The 18,779-nt window shown below is 46.7% G+C and carries 18 protein-coding genes; 4 read left to right on the top strand and 14 right to left on the bottom strand.

Translation table 11 applies throughout. The annotated features are described in order from the left end of the window. Positions 1-4 precede the first annotated feature (4 nt). The 14 genes from CBX98_RS22750 to CBX98_RS22685 all read right to left on the bottom strand — a co-directional run bounded on the left by CBX98_RS22750 (position 5) and on the right by CBX98_RS22685 (position 12,160). Positions 5-394, bottom strand: coding sequence for a F0F1 ATP synthase subunit I (locus CBX98_RS22750; RefSeq protein WP_005378921.1), 390 nt, complete (start codon positions 392-394; stop codon positions 5-7). 189 nt (positions 395-583) lie between these two features. Further along, on the bottom strand, positions 584-1,465 hold the full coding sequence (locus CBX98_RS22745; RefSeq protein ID WP_109170325.1) for a ParB/RepB/Spo0J family partition protein: 882 nt from the start codon (positions 1,463-1,465) through the stop codon (positions 584-586). 24 nt (positions 1,466-1,489) lie between these two features. Further along, the gene (locus CBX98_RS22740; RefSeq protein WP_005383838.1) at positions 1,490-2,263 is read right to left on the bottom strand and encodes a ParA family protein; all 774 of its coding nucleotides are present in this window, start codon (positions 2,261-2,263) and stop codon (positions 1,490-1,492) included. A 10-nt stretch (positions 2,264-2,273) separates the two neighbouring features. Continuing rightward, the gene (gene rsmG, locus CBX98_RS22735; protein ID WP_109170324.1) at positions 2,274-2,909 is read right to left on the bottom strand and encodes a 16S rRNA (guanine(527)-N(7))-methyltransferase RsmG; all 636 of its coding nucleotides are present in this window, start codon (positions 2,907-2,909) and stop codon (positions 2,274-2,276) included. A gap of 1 nt (position 2,910) precedes the next feature. Further along, positions 2,911-4,806 (bottom strand): tRNA uridine-5-carboxymethylaminomethyl(34) synthesis enzyme MnmG, encoded by a 1,896-nt coding sequence (gene mnmG / locus CBX98_RS22730; RefSeq protein ID WP_047010278.1) that lies wholly within the window; start codon positions 4,804-4,806, stop codon positions 2,911-2,913. A 477-nt stretch (positions 4,807-5,283) separates the two neighbouring features. After that, positions 5,284-5,718 carry an FMN-binding protein MioC gene (gene mioC, locus CBX98_RS22725; RefSeq protein ID WP_005394096.1) on the bottom strand — a complete coding sequence of 145 codons (435 nt, stop codon included), beginning with the start codon at positions 5,716-5,718 and terminating at the stop codon, positions 5,284-5,286. A gap of 100 nt (positions 5,719-5,818) precedes the next feature. Further along, positions 5,819-7,180: a tRNA uridine-5-carboxymethylaminomethyl(34) synthesis GTPase MnmE gene (gene mnmE, locus CBX98_RS22720; RefSeq protein ID WP_012841264.1), complete on the bottom strand. Its 1,362-nt coding sequence runs from the start codon at positions 7,178-7,180 to the stop codon at positions 5,819-5,821. Positions 7,181-7,297: 117 nt separating this feature from the next. After that, the gene (gene yidC / locus CBX98_RS22715) at positions 7,298-8,920 is read right to left on the bottom strand and encodes a membrane protein insertase YidC (RefSeq protein WP_005394100.1); all 1,623 of its coding nucleotides are present in this window, start codon (positions 8,918-8,920) and stop codon (positions 7,298-7,300) included. Positions 8,921-8,922: 2 nt separating this feature from the next. Then, the gene (gene yidD / locus CBX98_RS22710) at positions 8,923-9,180 is read right to left on the bottom strand and encodes a membrane protein insertion efficiency factor YidD (protein WP_005378822.1); all 258 of its coding nucleotides are present in this window, start codon (positions 9,178-9,180) and stop codon (positions 8,923-8,925) included. Next, positions 9,147-9,470: a ribonuclease P protein component gene (gene rnpA / locus CBX98_RS22705; protein ID WP_005394102.1), complete on the bottom strand. Its 324-nt coding sequence runs from the start codon at positions 9,468-9,470 to the stop codon at positions 9,147-9,149. The genes yidD and rnpA overlap by 34 nt, the downstream gene beginning before the upstream one ends. 46 nt (positions 9,471-9,516) lie before the next feature. Then, the gene (gene rpmH / locus CBX98_RS22700) at positions 9,517-9,651 is read right to left on the bottom strand and encodes a 50S ribosomal protein L34 (RefSeq protein WP_005378825.1); all 135 of its coding nucleotides are present in this window, start codon (positions 9,649-9,651) and stop codon (positions 9,517-9,519) included. 242 nt (positions 9,652-9,893) lie between these two features. Further along, on the bottom strand, positions 9,894-10,631 hold the full coding sequence (locus CBX98_RS22695; protein ID WP_005378827.1) for an amino acid ABC transporter ATP-binding protein: 738 nt from the start codon (positions 10,629-10,631) through the stop codon (positions 9,894-9,896). Beyond that, positions 10,628-11,299: an amino acid ABC transporter permease gene (locus tag CBX98_RS22690; RefSeq protein WP_005378829.1), complete on the bottom strand. Its 672-nt coding sequence runs from the start codon at positions 11,297-11,299 to the stop codon at positions 10,628-10,630. Before CBX98_RS22690 ends, CBX98_RS22695 begins: the two co-directional genes overlap by 4 nt. Positions 11,300-11,413: 114 nt before the next feature. After that, positions 11,414-12,160 (bottom strand): amino acid ABC transporter substrate-binding protein, encoded by a 747-nt coding sequence (locus tag CBX98_RS22685; protein WP_005378831.1) that lies wholly within the window; start codon positions 12,158-12,160, stop codon positions 11,414-11,416. Positions 12,161-12,572: 412 nt separating this feature from the next. Between CBX98_RS22685 and dnaA the strand changes: the two genes are divergently transcribed. The 4 genes from dnaA (at position 12,573) to gyrB (ending at position 18,663) form a co-directional block, all read left to right on the top strand. Next, complete coding sequence (gene dnaA, locus CBX98_RS22675; protein ID WP_005378835.1) at positions 12,573-13,979, top strand: chromosomal replication initiator protein DnaA; 1,407 nt, start codon at positions 12,573-12,575, stop codon at positions 13,977-13,979. Positions 13,980-14,042: 63 nt separating this feature from the next. Then, complete coding sequence (gene dnaN / locus CBX98_RS22670; protein ID WP_005394106.1) at positions 14,043-15,143, top strand: DNA polymerase III subunit beta; 1,101 nt, start codon at positions 14,043-14,045, stop codon at positions 15,141-15,143. A gap of 9 nt (positions 15,144-15,152) precedes the next feature. Further along, positions 15,153-16,232 carry a DNA replication/repair protein RecF gene (gene recF, locus CBX98_RS22665; RefSeq protein WP_005394107.1) on the top strand — a complete coding sequence of 360 codons (1,080 nt, stop codon included), beginning with the start codon at positions 15,153-15,155 and terminating at the stop codon, positions 16,230-16,232. Positions 16,233-16,245: 13 nt separating this feature from the next. Continuing rightward, positions 16,246-18,663, top strand: a complete 2,418-nt coding sequence (gene gyrB / locus CBX98_RS22660; protein WP_005394109.1) for a DNA topoisomerase (ATP-hydrolyzing) subunit B — start codon at positions 16,246-16,248, stop codon at positions 18,661-18,663. The last annotated feature ends 116 nt before the right edge of the window (positions 18,664-18,779 follow it).

Below are 18,779 nucleotides of genomic sequence, written 5' to 3'. Positions count from 1 at the left end.
CATCCTATTTTTTGTTGTTAATGAATAGCACTGGTGCACAGATATTAATACCTAGTACCAGCAAATAGGTTAGTTTGAGGGGAACAAGTTCCACCTGCATATACATGTAGGCAACATAGAACAGTGCAACCGTGATGAGAATTTTCAGTACTTCACCCGTATAGAAGGAAGCCGCGATGCGCTTGGCAGCGCGAGCCCCACTAAACATGAAAGCACACAGCGCGAATACTGCATTGGCAACAACAAAAATGCCTCCGCCAATCAGCGCTGAAAATCCCCAGTCAGGATTTATGGCTACCGCCATTCCTGCTGCCACAAAAATAACCGCGCCAGACTGGATCATTAACAATTGCCTTGCGAGCTCTCGTCCTGGTCTAGCTAACGCAGCTACCATGTATTCGTACCTCTAGTAATATCCACTTCGCACTAAACTCTCTGTGCTGGGAAATTGGCGAAAATTATACGTTCAGTTCAACGTAAAGCAATTCGATTGCATCAAAAACTTACAGTTTTGTTTACAAAACGACAACTTTCGCACAAAATTCGATTAATTAGATTAATTGACCTAAATCAATTATCTCATCTAGGCCTCAAGCTTGGCAATTAGTTGGTCCAATTTGTGAGGCTCATCAATACTTATCGTCAATTTCGCTTTTCCGTTTGCAGAACGGGTCAGAGAAACTTTTGCATCAAGCAGCTGACTCAATTTATGCGACATTTGCTCAGCTTCGGTATCTTCTTGTTGCCCTTTTTGCTCATTTTGTGGGGCTAAGCACTTTTTTACTAACTGTTCGGTTTGGCGAACAGTCATTTGCTTTTTCGCGACTTGTTGAGCAACCTCAACCTGCTGCTCACCCTGCAAGGCCAATAACGCTCGCGCATGACCCATTTCTAGCAATTTATCCGCAACCAAGCTTTTCACATTGGACTCAAGCTGATTTAAACGTAACAAGTTACTGACTGTCGTTCTCGACTTACCAATCACTTCCGCGACTTGTTGATGCGTAAGCGTAAATTCGTCTTGTAAGCGCTCAAGCGCTTGTGCTTCTTCAATCACATTCAAGTCTTCGCGTTGAATGTTCTCAATCAACGCCATGGCAATCGCCGCGCGATCTTCGACTTTCTTCACCAAACACGGCACGCGTTTTAAACCAGCCTGCCTTGCCGCACGCCAGCGGCGCTCACCTGCGATGATCTCAAACTGGCCGCTTTCAACCTGGCGAACCACGATTGGCTGAATAATGCCTTGTGACTGAATCGAAGCCGCTAATTCTTCTAGCGCTTCAGGCGCCATATCTTTACGCGGTTGGTATACGCCCGGTTGCAATTGACCAATCGCTAAGTCGGTTAACTCACCGTCTGCCGATAATTCTTGGCTATGCGATGCAATATGCTGTTTTTCACGAGCAAACGAACTGGTCGACAATAACGCATCCAGTCCTTTTCCGAGACCACGCTTAGACATGGGGTTGAATTCCTTAGGTTAGAGTTAAACTGGGATTTCTTCGCGGCGGAGCATTTCGCCCGCTAGAGCAAGATACGCTTTGGCCCCTGCAGAGTACTTATCGTAGTACATCGCTGGTTTACCGTGACTTGGCGCTTCGGCCAAACGCACATTACGCGGAATGACGGTACGGTAAACTTTATTGCCAAAGTGTTTTTTAAGTTGATCGGACACTTCATTCGATAGGCGGTTGCGCGGGTCGTACATAGTACGCAGTAAACCTTCGATTTTGAGGTTTTCATTAACCACAGCCGCTAACTTGCTGATTGTGTCCATAAGAGCAGTTAAACCTTCTAACGCAAAGTATTCACATTGCATCGGCACCAGCACAGAATCAGCTGCCGCCATCGCATTGATTGTAAGAAGGTTTAGAGAAGGAGGACAATCAATAAAGATGAAATCATAGTTATCGCGAACTGACGACAATGCATTTTTTAAACGCACTTCGCGAGCGAACACTTCCATCAATTTGATCTCTGCCGCGGTTACGTCACCGTTCGCCGCGATCAAATCATACTTCCCTGTGGTTTGGGTACATACGACTTGATCGAACGGTGTATCTTCGACCAAAAGATCGTATGCGGTGGCATCGACCATATACTTATCCACGCCACTGGCCATCGTAGCATTGCCTTGCGGGTCGAGATCGATCACCAAAACCTTGCGCTTTGTTGCCGCCATCGAAGCCGCTAAGTTAATGCACGTTGTTGTTTTGCCGACCCCACCTTTCTGGTTGGCGATTGCTACAATTTTACCCACGATTACCTCGCTAATTTTCCTTGCGCGATAAGATTACTAGATGACGATCACCTTCCAACTCAGGAACAGCTAAAGATATGATCTCTGTCACACAGCACCATTCAGGAAGCTGATCCATTTCATCTTTAGGGTGCTGTCCTTTCAGCGCTAGAAACACCCCATGCTCTTGTTTCGGCAAATGGTGGCACCATTCCACCATGTCTGTCATTGAAGCAAAAGCTCGACTCAAAACGCCATCAAATTTTTCTTCAGGTTGGAATTCTTCTACGCGACTTTGAATTGGTGTCACGTTTTTCAGCCCTAATGTGTGCACGACTTGCTTGATAAAACGGATGCGTTTGCCAAGACTGTCGAGCAAGAAGAAGGTCTTCTCAGGGTTCATGATTGCCAAAGGTATGCCCGGTAAGCCCGGACCAGTACCAACATCAATAAAGCGCTCACCGGGCAGGTGTGTGCTCACCACGATGCTATCAAGAATATGTTTCACTAACATATCAAGCGGATCGCGCACCGACGTTAAGTTGTACGCTTTGTTCCACTTGTCGAGCAGTTCGACGTAACCGACCAATTGCTCTCTTTGTTGCTCTGACACTTCTAAATCGGTTTTCGCGATCAGTGAATCCAGTTTTGTTCGCAATGCGCTCATTTTATTCTTCCTCACCTTTCTTCAGCAAACCATGCTTTTTCAAGTGAACAAGAAGAATAGAGATTGCTGCAGGCGTAATACCAGAAATGCGCGATGCAATACCGATGCTCTCTGGTTTGGCCTCACTCAATTTAGCAACGACTTCGTTTGATAAACCTTTTACATCGCGGTAATCCAAATCAGCAGGTAACTTGGTATTTTCGTGACGCAATGATTTTTCGATCTCTTCCTGCTGACGCTTGATGTAACCATCGTATTTTACTTGAATTTCAACTTGCTCCGCCGCTTGCTGATCTTCAAGTGCAGGAGCAAACGCTTCAAGTTGCGTCAGTTGCGAATAAGTGATCTCTGGACGACGCAGAAGATCCTCACCACTCGCTTCACGTGCCATTGGGGTTTTCAGCAGCTTGTTCAGCTCATCAACGCCTTCTGATTTCGGATTCATCCACGTTGATTTCAAACGCTGACGTTCCGTTTCCATGTTATTGAGTTTCTCGTTAAAGCGAGCCCAACGAACATCGTCAATCAAGCCTAACTCGCGTGCTTTTTCCGTTAAACGTAAATCGGCGTTATCTTCACGTAGCAACAAGCGGTATTCCGCACGAGAAGTGAACATGCGGTACGGTTCTTTGGTACCCATGGTCGATAAATCATCAATCAATACGCCCATGTAAGCTTGGTCACGACGTGGGCTCCAGCCTTCTTTGTCTTGGCTGTACAAGCTTGCGTTTAGACCGGCCATCAAGCCTTGCGCTGCGGCTTCTTCGTAGCCAGTCGTACCATTTATCTGACCAGCAAAGAACAGACCATGAATAAACTTGGTTTCGTACGTTTGCTTCAAATCACGTGGATCGAAGAAATCGTATTCAATCGCATAACCAGGACGAACGATATGCGCATTTTCAAAACCTTTCATTGAGCGAACGATTTGTACTTGCACATCAAATGGCAAGCTAGTCGAGATACCGTTAGGGTATAGCTCGTGCGTCGTTAAACCTTCTGGCTCAATGAAGATTTGGTGGCTATTTTTATCCGCAAAACGCATCACTTTGTCTTCAATCGACGGGCAGTAACGCGGACCAATGCCTTCAATCACACCCGCGTACATCGGACTGCGATCCAAGTTGCTACGGATCACGTCGTGCGTTTGCTCATTGGTGTGCGTAATAAAACATGGGATCTGACGCGGGTGTTGTTCGCGTTTACCCATGAATGAAAATACAGGGGTAGGGTTATCACCGTGCTGAGCTTCAAGCACTGAAAAATCAACGGTGCGAGCATCAATGCGCGGTGGGGTACCCGTTTTTAAACGATCCACACGGAATGGCAGTTCACGTAATCGATCCGCTAATGCGATCGACGGTGGATCTCCTGCACGTCCGCCTGAAGAGCTCTCCATGCCAATGTGGATCTTACCACCAAGAAACGTACCTACCGTTAGTACGACGGCTTTCGCATGGAAGCGAAGTCCCATTTGAGTCACCACGCCAACCGCGCGGTCTTGCTCAACAATCAGATCATCCACTGACTGCTGGAACAGCGTTAAGTTAGGTGCATTTTCTAATGCGTTACGGACGTACGCTTTGTACAGAGCACGATCCGCTTGAGCTCGAGTCGCTCGAACTGCAGGACCTTTGGAGGCATTTAGTGTACGGAATTGAATACCTGCATGGTCGATGGCTTCAGCCATCAAACCGCCCATAGCATCCACTTCTTTTACTAAGTGACCTTTACCAATACCACCAATCGCCGGGTTACAAGACATCTGGCCTAATGTATCGATGTTATGGGTAAGGAGAAGCGTTTTTTGTCCTGTGCGTGCAGATGCGAGCGCGGCTTCCGTTCCTGCGTGTCCGCCACCGACAACAATGACGTCAAAGTTTTCGTGATAAAGCATGAACTGACCTCAGGTATTCAAAGGGATTTAATGGACAGATAAAGGAGCCGTATTTTACCTGCTTTATGCCACAGAGAAAAACGTTTTCTCGTTTTATCCGTTTTAAGCTTCAAGATAAATATATATAAGATCTATATATATGATCTTTTATTAGATCTACTATTAGGATCGACCGTTTCTGTGGATAACCTAAAAATGATCAACAAGATCATGGATCTTCTTTGGATCATATCTTGTGATCATGATTGGATCAGATCGAGGATTACCTGGGATCAAAAGTGGTAGTTATACACAGGGGGTAAAATTGATCAAAGTTGTTATTGGGATAACTAAAGGAAAATCACTGGATCTTATCGTAGTTATCCACAGCTCGTTTGATTGGTTTTTGAGCAGTTAAACAAAATAATTTGACGGGAGTTATTCACATTGGGGAAAACAGAGCCGAATTTCGACTCTGTTGAAGGGAAAGCGGAGAGCTTAAAAGCGTTCGATATTCTCTTTTAACCATGCCTCAGCTGCGTCTTCGGGTACTGCATGGCTCAGTACATCAATCTTAAGACAATCAGCGAGCGGTGTGGCACCAATGTCCTCTAGTAAATCATAAGCGTGTTGACCAGCGGCGCAGAACGTATCATAGCTTGAATCACCAATCGCAATCACTGCGAACTTTACGTCGGTCATTTTCGGCGGGGTATTTTGTAATGCCGCGATAAAAGGTTGAATATTATCAGGGTACTCACCAGCCCCATGGGTTGAGGTGATCACCAACCACGTTCCTTGATTTTCGATCTCATCAAGAGATGGCTGATTGTGGATCGTTGTTTCAAATCCATTCTCGTTGAGTAGATCACTCAGGTGATCCCCTACGTATTCTGCGCCACCTAGCGTGCTGCCTGTAATAATGTGGATCATACTTCTTCCTTATTGAATGCGACGGCTAAAGCTCATGGATGGCTTGCCGTACAAAAAGAAACGCGGTGTGAGTTAAGCTCAGCACCGCGCGTTCGATTATTTACTTACCGATACAGAATGAAGAGAAGATTCGGCCCAGTAAGTCGTCAGAACTGAACTCGCCGGTAATCTCGTTGAGATGCTGTTGGGTGATGCGCAGCTCTTCTGCCAATATCTCACCAGCCATATAGCCTTCAAGCTGTTCTTGGCCTATTTGAAGGTGCTGTGCGGCGCGTTCCAACGCATCGAGGTGACGGCGACGAGCCATAAAGCCACCCTCACTGTTGCCAGAGAAGCCCATGCATTCTTTGAGGTGTTCACGCAGAGCTTCAACTCCTGCACCAGTTTTCGCTGACAAGCGGATGAGGGTAGGGTTATTGACGTGGCAGATCCCCATTTCTTCACCCGTTTGATCCGCTTTGTTTCGGATCACGGTTATGCCGATATTGTCGGGTAGGCGATCTACAAAGTCTGGCCAGATATCTTTTGGATCGGTGGCATCGGTTGTGGTGCCATCTACCATGAACAAGACGCGGTCTGCTTGAGCGATTTCATCCCACGCGCGTTCGATACCGATTTTCTCGACTTCGTCGGAGGCATCACGCAGACCTGCTGTATCAATGATGTGCAGTGGCATACCATCAATGTGGATATGCTCACGCAGTACGTCACGTGTCGTACCTGCGATGTCGGTTACGATTGCAGACTCTTTGCCTGATAGTGCGTTCAGTAGGCTTGATTTGCCCGCATTTGGACGACCAGCAATCACGACTTTCATCCCTTCACGCATGATTGCGCCTTGGTTGGCTTCTTTGCGCACCGCATCTAGGTTATCGATGATGGCTTGTAGGTCACCAGCCACTTTGCCGTCGGCCAGAAAGTCGATCTCTTCTTCTGGGAAGTCGATGGCTGCCTCAACATAGATACGCAAATGAATCAGCGACTCAACTAAGGTATTAATGCGCCCTGAAAAGGCGCCCTGTAAGGATTGCAGCGCCGATTTTGCTGCTTCTTCAGAACTTGCATCAATGAGGTCTGCAATTGCTTCTGCTTGAGCGAGGTCGAGTTTATCGTTCAGGAACGCGCGTTCAGAGAACTCACCAGGGCGAGCTGCTCGAATACCATCAATACCTAGAATGCGTTTTATCAGCATATCCATCACGACGGGGCCGCCATGGCCTTGCAGCTCAAGTACGTCTTCACCTGTAAATGAGTGCGGGTTAGGGAAGTACAGAGCGATGCCCTGATCAAGCACAGTGCCATCTTCTGACTTAAACGGCAGGTACTCTGCATAGCGGGGCTTTAGTGTCTTACCCGTGACTTCTAACGCCACTTGGTTGGCTTTAGGGCCTGATACTCGAATAATACCGACACCGCCACGACCAGGCGCGGTCGCTTGAGCGACAATCGTATCTGTAGTCATAATTTTGCCTTTTGAGCTGGGCTCAAATTGAGCCATAACTTTAGTTAGCTGAATTGTAATCAGCCAAAAACAAAAAGGCGACCTTTTGGCCGCCTTTCTCAATCATTTCCTAAAAGGTTACTTGCTGTGTAAGCCTTTTTTCTCTAACCCTTTGTAGATCAGAGTTTGCTGGATAAGCGTTACGATGTTCGACACCAACCAGTACAGAACGAGACCTGATGGGAAGAACAAGAAGAAGAAGGTAAACATAACCGGCATAAAGGTCATGATCTTCTGCTGCATTGGATCCGTTACCGTTGTCGGGCTCATCTTCTGGATTAGGAACATAGACGCACCCATCAATAGCGGCAGGATGTAGTAAGGGTCCTGCGCTGACAAGTCATGAATCCAACCGAAGAATGGTGAGTGACGAAGCTCTACCGATTCCATTAGCGCCCAGTATAGTGCGATGAAAATAGGCATCTGTAGGATAAGAGGTAAACAGCCACCTAGTGGGTTTACTTTCTCTTTCTTGTACAGTTCCATCATTTCTTGGCTCATACGCTGACGGTCATCACCGATGCGCTCACGCATAGCTTGCAGCTTAGGCTGAAGCATACGCATTTTCGCCATAGACGTGTATTGCGCTTTCGTTAGTGGGTACATTGCACCACGAACGATGAAGGTCAGACAGATGATTGCCACACCCCAGTTACCAACAAAGCTCTGGATGAATGAAAGCAACATATGAAGAGGCTTCGCAATGAACCATAACCAGCCGTAGTCCACTACTAGGTCTAGGTTAGGTGCCACTTCTGCCATTTCATCTTGCAGTTTTGGACCAACCCAAAGTGTTGCTTCAAACTTAGCCTGATCGCCTGTTGCGATAGTTTTGTTCGGCATACGAACGCCGATGTCGCCTAGGTTGCCAATTACACGAGTGTATAGGTTGGTACCTGGTTCGTTACGTGGGATCCAAGCTGCGGCAAAGTAGTGCTGAATCATTGCCGCCCAACCTTGGCCATCGGCTAGGTTAAGAGACAGGTTGCGATCCTGCATATCATCAAAGCTGTACTTCTTGTAACGCGTATCTTCTGTTGAGTATGCGCCACCACGGTAAGTAGGCATTGTGATGCTACCACCATCGTCCATTAGGTTTTGACGTAGGTGAGCGTACATACCAAATGTTGCGTTATTGCCTGAGTTGTTCACTACATCGTATTCAACATTAAGCGCGTAGCTGCCGCGTTTAAAGATGTAAGTTTTGGTGTATTCGATGCCGTTTGCAGTGAATGTCATCGGAACGCGAAGTTCATCTTGACCGTCAGCTAGAGTGAAGCTGTCTGCACTTACGTTGTAGTGAGGGCGATTTGTGCTGCTCAAGTCGATACCTTGAGGACCCACTAGACCGCTTTGAGCGATAAATTGGTGACCTTGAGCGTCTTTAAGCAGAACAAAAGAATCTGATGAATCTAACTCAGCAGAGTATTCGTTAAGGTTGGCATGTACCACATCGCCACCAACGGTGTCGATCGACAGAGTTAAAACATCAGTCGTTACTGTGATAGTTTTTGCAGAAGCTTGCTGTTGACCTGGAACTGGGTCAAGTTCATCAGCAAAAGATGGTGCAGGTAGAGTGCTGCTTGATTGAGCCTGTTCAACTGCTTGAGGTTCTGGATTCTTTGCAACTTGCCATTGTTGAAACAGCAAAAAAGAAACCAGGGCCAAACCGATGAGCAGGATATTACGTTGAGAATCCATCGTTAGTTATCTCTGTCTTGTTTTTGGACTGGTGGAACGGGGTCATACCCCCCTTCATTCAAAGGGTGGCATTTTAATAGACGTTTGCCTGATAACCAACATCCTTTTACAAAACCGTGAGCTCTCAAAGCTTCTAGCGCGTAAGTGGAACAGGTTGGTGTGAACCGGCAACGAGGACCAATCAAAGGGCTGATAAACCAGCGATACAGATAAACGAGCCCAATGGCTATCCACGTGAAGGGCGAGACAGGCGTTGCCATAGCTTATCAAACAACTTAAAAATTTCCTCATTGCTTAAATCTTGCGCGCTTTTCTTCGCAATCACAACAAAATCTTTGTTTGGAAGCTGATGTTGATTGTTACGAAAGCTTTCACGAGCCAAACGCTTAAATCGGTTACGACCGACAGCCGTTTTGATTTGCTTTTTTGGAACCGCTAAACCTAATCGTGGATGAGAAAGTTTGTTATTGCGAGCAATGATGGTGAAATGAGGCGAGCCAGCTCGATGAGCTTGCTGGAAGACGTTTTGATAATGCTCGGGAGTTAACAAACGTAACTCCCGATTAAACGCGTACGTGTTCAAAATAAACTAGCGATTATTTTGATAGGCGCGCACGGCCTTTTGCACGACGTGCGTTGATAACTTTACGACCGTTCTTAGTTGCCATGCGAGCACGGAAGCCGTGAGTACGCTTGCGCTTTAGAACTGTAGGTTGAAAAGTGCGTTTCATGATAATTACCTTTACTGATCAGTAGTTTTAGGTTCTTGTTAAACCCGGCGTGGGTATTTGCTTTCTTATATAAAGAAGCTCTTTATATAGAGAAGGACAACCGACGCCTCTCAACAAAGAGGCGGAATTGTAATCACACTCACATAATGTGTCAATGACTCAATGAGTACGAAATTCCGGCCGGGCGATTATACGTAGTGTGAGTAAAATCTCAAGGATCAATCGATCCTGATGCTTGATCGTTACTCTATTCCTACTTGGTTAAGGAATTTTTTCAAACGAGGATCTTGTGGATTATCGAAGATATCCTGTGGAGAACCTTGCTCTACGATATTGCCTTCCGCCATGAAGATCACTCTATCAGCGACTTCTTTCGCGAATTGCATCTCGTGCGTCACCACCAGCATGGTTTGATGCTGATTAGCTAACTTCTTCATTAATGAGAGAACTTCTCCAACCCATTCAGGATCCAACGCAGAAGTTGGTTCGTCAAATAACAGCAGTTCTGGTTGCAGCGCCATCGCTCGGCCGATACCCACACGTTGTTGTTGGCCGCCAGACAATGCCGCTGGATAACTATCGCCTTTATCCCCAAGGCCGATGTCATCCAGAATTTGTTGCGCTCGTTTGAGAGCATCGGCTTTTTTCCAACCTCGAACGGTCACTAGACCTTCGGCAATGTTCTGGCGCGCATTCATATGGGCAAACAGGGCATAGTTTTGGAACACAAAGCCAGTTCGACGACGCAGCGCTAATACTTCGGCTTTTGTGTGTTTTTGAGTATCAACGGAGATGTCATCTATCGTGATACGACCTTCATCTGCTTGTTCTAGAAAGTTCACCGTACGCAGCAAGGTTGATTTACCCGTACCACTTGAGCCGATAATCACGATGATCTCACCTTGCTTAATATCGAGGTCGATGCCTTTCAGCACTTCAGTCTCACCAAAACGTTTGTGAATATTTTCTAACTTAATCATCGTACGTACGCCTTATTCAGTTTTGCTTCTGCCCAGATTTGTACGCGAGTCAGAATCACCACCACGCCCCAGTAAATAAGAGCAACCGCAAGGAAAGCTTCAAAGAAACGGAAACTTGATGAGGCTTCCATCTGTGCTTTCGCCATGATTTCGGCCACACCAAGCGTGAAGGCGAGAGACGTTGACTTGATCATATCGATGAAATAGTTCATCAATGAAGGCAGTGCGACACGCGTTGCTTGAGGTAAAATCACTCGGCGCATCGCCTGAGATGTTGTCATACCCACCGACAAGCTCGCTTCCATCTGGCTACGATCAATACCAATAATGGCGGCACGAATACTTTCCGCCATATAAGCGGCAAAGTGCAGCGTTAAACCGATCACCGCTGCTGAGAAGGCATCAATACCCACCATCAATGGGAAAATTTGTGGTAAGCCGTAATAAAGCAGGAAAAGCTGAACTAAGAGAGGGGTGCCACGGAAGAAGCTGATGTACAGTTGGCTTAATTGATCTAGAACTGGCAGTTTAAATACGCGAATATTGGCTAAAATGACGGATAAAATCAGTGAAAACACCAATCCCCATGTCGCCATTTCCATGGTAGTGCCAAGATATTTCAGCAATATCGGCAGCAGTTCCAACATGTAATTAAAGTCAAATCCCATACGGCTTACCTAAAGGCTAGAGAAAAGAAAAGGTGGAAAACAAGTTCCACCTTTACGTAAGTTTATTTTAGTCCGAGAGTGATACCACTTTGCGGCCTAAAGTACAAAGAGTTCTTATTTCGTGATGTCAGCGCCAAACCACTTCACGGAAATTTTCTCTACTGTACCATCTGCGCGCATCTCAGCCAGTGCTTTGTTTACTTCTTCTTGCAGCTTACGACCTTTCTCGTTGTCCACGAAAGGCCATGCGTTTTGAATGGTTTCAAACGGTTCGCCCGCCAATTCCAAAGGAAGACCGGTTTTCTTAATCAGCTCTAACGCAGAAAGACGATCCATTACAAATGCATCTGCACGACCGAGCGCCACGTCATGTTCGATACCTGTGTCGTACGTTTTAATGTTGATCTTGCCGTCTTTGTCGTATTGACGCAGCAGTTGCTCGAAGTTAGATCCTAGATTCACAGCAACGGTTTTGCCCGCAAGATCGTCAACACCTTTGATGCTGTCGTTGCCTTTACGCACGGTAATTTGTGCGCCATCTACAACGTAAGGGTCTGCGAATAGGTATTTGGCTTTACGCTCATCAGTCATGGTGATTTGGTTGGAGATCGTATCGATGCGACCGGTTTCTAGCAGACCAAATAAACCAGAGAAGTTAGCGGTTACGTATTCGATTTTGTAATCGTTGCGTTTGCCGATTTCATCCCACATGTCGACTTCAAAGCCTTGTAGCTTATCTTGCTTTACAAAAGTAAACGGGAAGTAGCGACCTGACATACCAACTTTGACTTCAGTAGCGGCTTGTACGGTTGCTGCCGACAGTGCAATGGCTGCAACGGCAACCTTAATCCAGTTTTTCATAATACATCTCCATAATTTTATGGTTGGAAATACTACTGTTAGTTAGCTCAATTAAATAAATAACCAAGAGCAATAACCTAGACCTGTGAGTTATTAGATAATAGAAGAAGAATGTTAAATGTGACGAAAATGCGAACTGAACCAGGGGAAATGATCGACAAAATCAGCATTGGGAATAAAATAATACACAGACTTATCACCAATCGCTCGATCTTGTGAATTTTGCCCAATTGTGGATCGTTGTGTGGGCAAATTTGGGGCAAGGTGTGTTGATCTCATCAAGTTTGCAGAAATAATTGTGAATAACTTGGATCTTATTCACTGGATCGTCGATCAATCGCTGGCGATCTTGGTTATCAACAGGTAAAATTGCCAGTCTTTTCCGATAATTCAATTACTCAGTGGGGGCACCGTGTCATCTTCGCTTTGGCTGCAATGTTTGCAGCAGCTTCAAGAAGAGCTACCAGCTACAGAATTCAGCATGTGGGTTCGTCCGCTACAAGCGGAGCTCAATGACAATACTCTCACTCTATTTGCGCCAAACCGCTTTGTGTTGGACTGGGTGCGTGATAAGTATCTGAACAATATTACTCGCTTACTGCAGGAATACTGTGGTGGCGACATTCCTAACTTACGCTTTGAAGTGGGCAGTCGACCTGTCTCTGCTCCAAAACCAGCGCCGACACGTACGCCTGCAGATGTGGCTGCGGAGTCATCTGCACCTGCGCAATTACAGGCACGTAAGCCAGTACACAAAACCTGGGATGACGACGCTCAAGCGATTGCGGCGATCAATCACCGCTCAAACATGAACCCAAAACACAAGTTCGACAACTTTGTTGAAGGTAAGTCGAACCAACTGGGTTTGGCTGCGGCGCGTCAGGTATCGGATAACCCAGGTGCAGCTTACAACCCACTATTCCTATACGGCGGCACGGGTTTGGGTAAAACCCACTTATTGCATGCGGTGGGTAACGCGATTGTGGATAACAACCCGAACGCGAAAGTGGTCTACATGCACTCAGAGCGTTTTGTGCAAGACATGGTGAAAGCGCTGCAAAACAATGCGATTGAAGAATTCAAACGCTACTACCGCAGTGTGGATGCACTCCTTATCGATGACATCCAATTCTTTGCTAATAAAGAACGTTCGCAAGAAGAATTCTTCCATACCTTCAACGCACTATTGGAAGGTAACCAGCAGATCATCTTAACGTCTGACCGTTATCCTAAAGAGATTAATGGCGTTGAAGATCGTCTTAAATCTCGCTTTGGTTGGGGTCTTACTGTTGCGATCGAGCCGCCTGAGCTTGAAACGCGTGTGGCGATCTTGATGAAAAAAGCCGAAGATCACCAAATCCACCTTGCTGATGAAGTGGCATTCTTCATTGCCAAGCGTCTGCGTTCGAACGTTCGTGAGCTAGAAGGTGCACTGAACCGCGTTATCGCGAACGCGAACTTTACTGGCCGTCCAATCACGATTGATTTTGTGCGTGAAGCGCTGCGCGATCTGCTTGCTCTACAAGAGAAGCTGGTGACGATCGACAACATTCAAAAGACGGTTGCTGAATACTACAAGATAAAAGTGGCGGACTTGCTGTCCAAACGTCGCTCTCGTTCCGTAGCGCGTCCTCGTCAGCTGGCCATGGCGTTAGCAAAAGAGTTAACCAACCACAGCTTGCCAGAAATCGGTGATGCGTTTGGGGGCCGTGACCATACGACCGTACTTCATGCGTGTCGCAAGATTGAGCAGCTGCGTGAAGAGAGCCACGATATTAAAGAAGATTACTCTAACTTGATTCGCACCCTGTCCTCGTAATCGGTTAGAATAACGGTATTCTAAGCAAATCATTTATTGAGCTGACAGCGTAAAGAGCCAAGCATGAAATTTACCATTGAACGTAGTCATTTAATCAAACCGCTACAGCAGGTTTCGGGCGCTTTAGGTGGCCGACCAACTCTGCCAATCCTGGGTAACCTACTTCTTAAAGTAGAAGAGAACGTATTGTCGATGACGGCAACCGATCTTGAAGTAGAGTTAGTAAGCAAAGTGACGCTAGAAGGTGATTTTGAAGCGGGCAGCATTACCGTTCCTTCGCGTAAGTTTCTCGATATCTGCCGTGGTTTACCGGACGATGCGATCATCACATTTGTTTTAGAAGGTGATCGCGTACAAGTTCGCTCTGGTCGCAGCCGTTTCTCATTGGCAACGCTTCCTGCGAACGATTTCCCTAATATTGAAGACTGGCAAAGCGAAGTGGAAGTATCACTGAGCCAAGCCGATCTACGTACGCTGATCGACAAAACTCAGTTCTCGATGGCGAATCAAGACGTTCGTTACTACCTCAACGGTATGTTGTTTGAAATTGACGGTACCACGCTACGCAGCGTGGCGACGGACGGCCACCGTATGGCGGTATCGCAAACTCAGCTGGGTGCGGATTTTGCGCAGAAGCAAATCATCGTGCCACGCAAAGGTGTGCAAGAATTAGTGAAGTTGATGGACGCGCCAGAGCAACCTGTAGTACTTCAGATCGGTAGCTCCAATGTTCGTGCTGAGGTGAATAACTTTACTTTTACCTCTAAGTTGGTTGATGGTCGTTTCCCTGACTACCGCCGCGTATTGCCTCAGAGCACCAATAAGACCCTAATAGCAAGTTGTGACGAGTTGCGCCAAGCCTTCTCTCGTGCTGCGATTCTTTCCAACGAAAAATTCCGTGGCGTGCGTGTGAATCTGGCTGATACTGAAATGCGCATAACCGCGAATAACCCAGAACAAGAAGAAGCGGAAGAGATGCTTGATGTGACCTTTGAAGGTGACGCCATCGAAATCGGCTTTAACGTAAGCTATGTGCTTGATGTTCTGAACACGTTGCGTTGTGAAAATGTACGTGTGTCGATGTCGGATGCTAACGCTAGCGCATTGATTGAAAATGCCGACGATGACAGTGCCATGTACGTGGTGATGCCAATTCGTCTATAAGCCAACTGAATGCCTCTTTCTCGTCTCATCATTCAGCAGTTTCGAAACATTAAAGCCTGTGATATTGAGTTATCAGCAGGCTTTAACTTTCTTATCGGGCCGAACGGCAGCGGTAAAACCAGTGTCTTAGAAGCGGTTTACCTGCTCGGGCATGGCCGCTCATTCAAGAGTTCTCTCACCGGACGAGTGATACAAAATGAGTGTGACGAACTGTTTGTTCATGGTCGTTTTTTGAACTCGGATCAATTTGAGCTACCTATCGGCATTAATAAGCAGCGTGATGGCTCAACAGAGGTTAAAATAGGCGGTCAATCTGGACAAAAATTAGCGCAGTTGGCACAAGTTCTGCCTCTGCAGTTGATACACCCAGAAGGGTTTGATTTACTGACAGATGGCCCTAAACATCGTCGTGCGTTTATTGACTGGGGCGTGTTTCATACCGAGCCCGCTTTTTATCAAGCATGGGGAAGGTTCAAGCGCCTAAACAAGCAGCGCAACGCGTTGTTGAAAACCGCCAATAGTTATCGTGAACTCAGTTATTGGGATCAGGAAATGGCAGGGTTGGCTGAAAACATCAGCCAATGGCGAGCAAGTTACATCGAACAGATGAAAACCGTCGCAGAAACTATCTGTCAGACATTTTTGCCAGAATTTGAGATCCAATTGAAGTATTATCGTGGCTGGGATAAAGACACCCCATACCACGAGATACTAGAAAAGAATTTTGAGCGTGATCAGGCATTGGGATACACCTTTAGTGGCCCAAACAAGGCTGATTTGCGCATTAAAGTGAACGGAACGCCCGTTGAAGATGTTCTGTCACGCGGTCAATTAAAACTCATGGTGTGTGCATTGCGTGTCGCGCAAGGGCAACACCTGACAGAGATGACCGGTAAACAATGCATTTACCTAATTGACGACTTTGCGTCGGAATTAGATAGCCAACGTCGCAAGCGTCTTGCTGACTGCTTAAAAGAGACGGGCGCACAAGTATTTGTAAGCTCTATCACTGAAAGCCAAATCGCCGATATGTTGGACGACAACGGTAAATTGTTTCATGTGGAACATGGCAGGATAGAGTCAAACTAGAAGAGAGAAACTCATGTCTGAAAATTACGATTCATCGAGTATTAAGGTACTGAAGGGTCTGGATGCGGTACGTAAGCGTCCAGGAATGTACATCGGCGATACGGACGACGGCACCGGCCTTCACCACATGGTTTTCGAGGTGGTGGATAACTCAATTGATGAAGCGTTGGCAGGTCACTGTAAAGACATCGTTGTGACAATTCATGAGGATAACTCGGTTTCCGTTAGCGATGATGGTCGTGGCATTCCAACAGAAATCCACTCAGAGGAAAATGTCTCTGCAGCAGAAGTAATCATGACGGTACTTCACGCGGGTGGTAAGTTCGACGATAACTCATACAAAGTATCGGGTGGTCTTCATGGGGTAGGCGTTTCAGTGGTAAACGCGCTATCTGAGAAAGTTGAGCTGACGATTCATCGTGGTGGCCATATCCATACGCAAACCTACCGTCATGGTGAGCCTCAAGCGCCACTAGCTGTTGTGGGTGATACGGATAAAACCGGTACACAAATTCGTTTCTGGCCAAGTGCCGAGACCTTCTCTAACACTGAGTTCCACTATGACATTCTGGCGAAACGCCTGCGTGAACTGTCATTCCTGAACTCTGGTGTATCGATCAAATTGGTTGATGAGCGTGAAGCGGACAAACACGATCACTTCATGTATGAAGGTGGTATTCAAGCGTTCGTTGATCACCTAAACACCAACAAAACGCCAATCATCGAAAAAATCTTCCACTTTAACTCAGAGCGTGAAGACGGCATTTCAGTTGAAGTGGCGATGCAATGGAACGATGGTTTCCAAGAGAATATCTTCTGCTTTACCAACAATATCCCACAGCGTGATGGTGGTACTCACCTTGCTGGTTTCCGTGCTGCGCTAACACGTACATTGAACAGCTTCATGGATAAAGAAGGTTTCTCGAAGAAAGCGAAAACCGCGACTTCAGGCGACGATGCGCGTGAAGGTCTAACTGCGGTTGTTTCGGTGAAAGTGCCAGATCCTAAGTTCTCAAGCCAAACTAAAGACAAACTGGTTTCTTCTGAAGTGAAATCAGCTGTTGAGTCTGCAATGGGTGAAAAACTGTCTGAGTTCCTGATTGAGAACCCGACAGAAGCGAAGATGGTTTGTTCGAAAATCATCGATGCAGCACGTGCACGTGAAGCAGCGCGTAAAGCTCGTGAAATGACGCGCCGTAAAGGTGCACTAGACCTAGCTGGCCTTCCAGGTAAACTTGCAGACTGTCAGGAAAAAGATCCGGCACTCTCTGAACTATACATAGTGGAGGGTGATTCGGCAGGCGGCTCCGCAAAACAAGGCCGTAACCGTAAGAACCAAGCAATCCTACCGCTAAAAGGTAAGATTCTTAACGTAGAAAAAGCACGTTTCGACAAGATGCTGTCTTCGCAAGAAGTGGCTACTCTGATCACCGCACTAGGTTGTGGTATCGGTCGTGACGAGTACAACCCGGACAAGCTTCGTTACCACAACATCATCATCATGACCGATGCCGATGTCGATGGTTCGCACATCCGTACGCTACTATTGACCTTCTTCTACCGTCAAATGCCAGAGCTTATCGAGCGTGGTTACGTGTACATCGCTCAGCCACCACTTTACAAAGTGAAAAAAGGCAAACAAGAGCAGTACATCAAAGACGAAGAAGCGATGAACCAATACCAAGTATCATTGGCTCTGGATAATGCATCGCTACACGTAAACGCAGAAGCACCAGCATTGGCAGGTGAAGCACTAGAGAAGCTTGTTCAACAGTACAATGCGGGTATTAAACTGGCGGAACGTATGAGCCGTCGTTACCCAAGTGCTTTGGTAAACGAGCTGATTTACACTCCTCGTCTAACGCCTGAGCAATGCCATGACGCATCAGTTGTTGAAGCGTGGACGAAGCAGCTTATTGAGCAGCTGAATGCGAAAGAAGTGGGTGCGAGCCAATACAGCTACGAAGTTGAACAGCACGAAGAACTAGGCTTAAACTTGCCTAAGATCGTGGTTCGTACTCACGGCGTGACGCACGAACATGCAATTAGCATCGACTTCCTAAACTCGAAAGAGTACGGCAAGTTGGCTGATCTATCAGAAGCGCTGGATGGGCTTCTGGAAGAAGGTGCGTACATCAAACGTGGTGAGCGTACGATGCCAGTAGCAAGCTTTGCAGAAGCGCTTGATTGGTTGGTTAAAGAGTCAATGCGTGGTCTGAGCCGTCAGCGTTACAAAGGTCTAGGTGAGATGAACCCAGATCAGCTGTGGGAAACGACTATGGACCCAGAAACGCGTCGCATGATGCAAGTAACGATTGAGGATGCGGTAGGCGCAGACCAATTGTTCACAACACTAATGGGTGATCAAGTAGAACCTCGTCGTAACTTCATCGAAGAAAACGCGCTGAAAGTAGCGAACTTAGACGTGTAGCGACAACTTGTCTTAATAGGAAAAAGCAGCGAGAAATCGCTGCTTTTTTTTGTTTTAACCACCAACGAAAATCGCCACTTTCTGCCAAGACTTTGGTTTTTCTGGTGCTAACTGCC

This window comes from Vibrio sp. T9 (assembly GCF_003123985.1).
Taxonomy (GTDB): domain Bacteria; phylum Pseudomonadota; class Gammaproteobacteria; order Enterobacterales; family Vibrionaceae; genus Vibrio; species Vibrio diabolicus.
Note: the sequence above shows the minus strand (reverse complement) of the source record. Positions and strands in the feature narration are given on the sequence as shown.

What these genes read in the sequence shown, in the direction of transcription:
- CBX98_RS22750 (WP_005378921.1), bottom strand. Translation starts at nt 394, where the DNA reads ATGGTAGCTGCGTTAGCTAGACCAGGACGAGAGCTCGCAAGGCAATTG.
- CBX98_RS22745 (WP_109170325.1), bottom strand. Translation starts at nt 1,465, where the DNA reads ATGTCTAAGCGTGGTCTCGGAAAAGGACTGGATGCGTTATTGTCGACC.
- rsmG (WP_109170324.1), bottom strand. Translation starts at nt 2,909, where the DNA reads ATGAGCGCATTGCGAACAAAACTGGATTCACTGATCGCGAAAACCGAT.
- mnmG (WP_047010278.1), bottom strand. Translation starts at nt 4,806, where the DNA reads ATGCTTTATCACGAAAACTTTGACGTCATTGTTGTCGGTGGCGGACAC.
- mioC (WP_005394096.1), bottom strand. Translation starts at nt 5,718, where the DNA reads ATGATCCACATTATTACAGGCAGCACGCTAGGTGGCGCAGAATACGTA.
- mnmE (WP_012841264.1), bottom strand. Translation starts at nt 7,180, where the DNA reads ATGACTACAGATACGATTGTCGCTCAAGCGACCGCGCCTGGTCGTGGC.
- yidC (WP_005394100.1), bottom strand. Translation starts at nt 8,920, where the DNA reads ATGGATTCTCAACGTAATATCCTGCTCATCGGTTTGGCCCTGGTTTCT.
- yidD (WP_005378822.1), bottom strand. Translation starts at nt 9,180, where the DNA reads ATGGCAACGCCTGTCTCGCCCTTCACGTGGATAGCCATTGGGCTCGTT.
- rpmH (WP_005378825.1), bottom strand. Translation starts at nt 9,651, where the DNA reads ATGAAACGCACTTTTCAACCTACAGTTCTAAAGCGCAAGCGTACTCAC.
- CBX98_RS22695 (WP_005378827.1), bottom strand. Translation starts at nt 10,631, where the DNA reads ATGATTAAGTTAGAAAATATTCACAAACGTTTTGGTGAGACTGAAGTG.
- CBX98_RS22690 (WP_005378829.1), bottom strand. Translation starts at nt 11,299, where the DNA reads ATGGGATTTGACTTTAATTACATGTTGGAACTGCTGCCGATATTGCTG.
- CBX98_RS22685 (WP_005378831.1), bottom strand. Translation starts at nt 12,160, where the DNA reads ATGAAAAACTGGATTAAGGTTGCCGTTGCAGCCATTGCACTGTCGGCA.
- dnaN (WP_005394106.1), top strand. Translation starts at nt 14,043, where the DNA reads ATGAAATTTACCATTGAACGTAGTCATTTAATCAAACCGCTACAGCAG.
- recF (WP_005394107.1), top strand. Translation starts at nt 15,153, where the DNA reads ATGCCTCTTTCTCGTCTCATCATTCAGCAGTTTCGAAACATTAAAGCC.
- gyrB (WP_005394109.1), top strand. Translation starts at nt 16,246, where the DNA reads ATGTCTGAAAATTACGATTCATCGAGTATTAAGGTACTGAAGGGTCTG.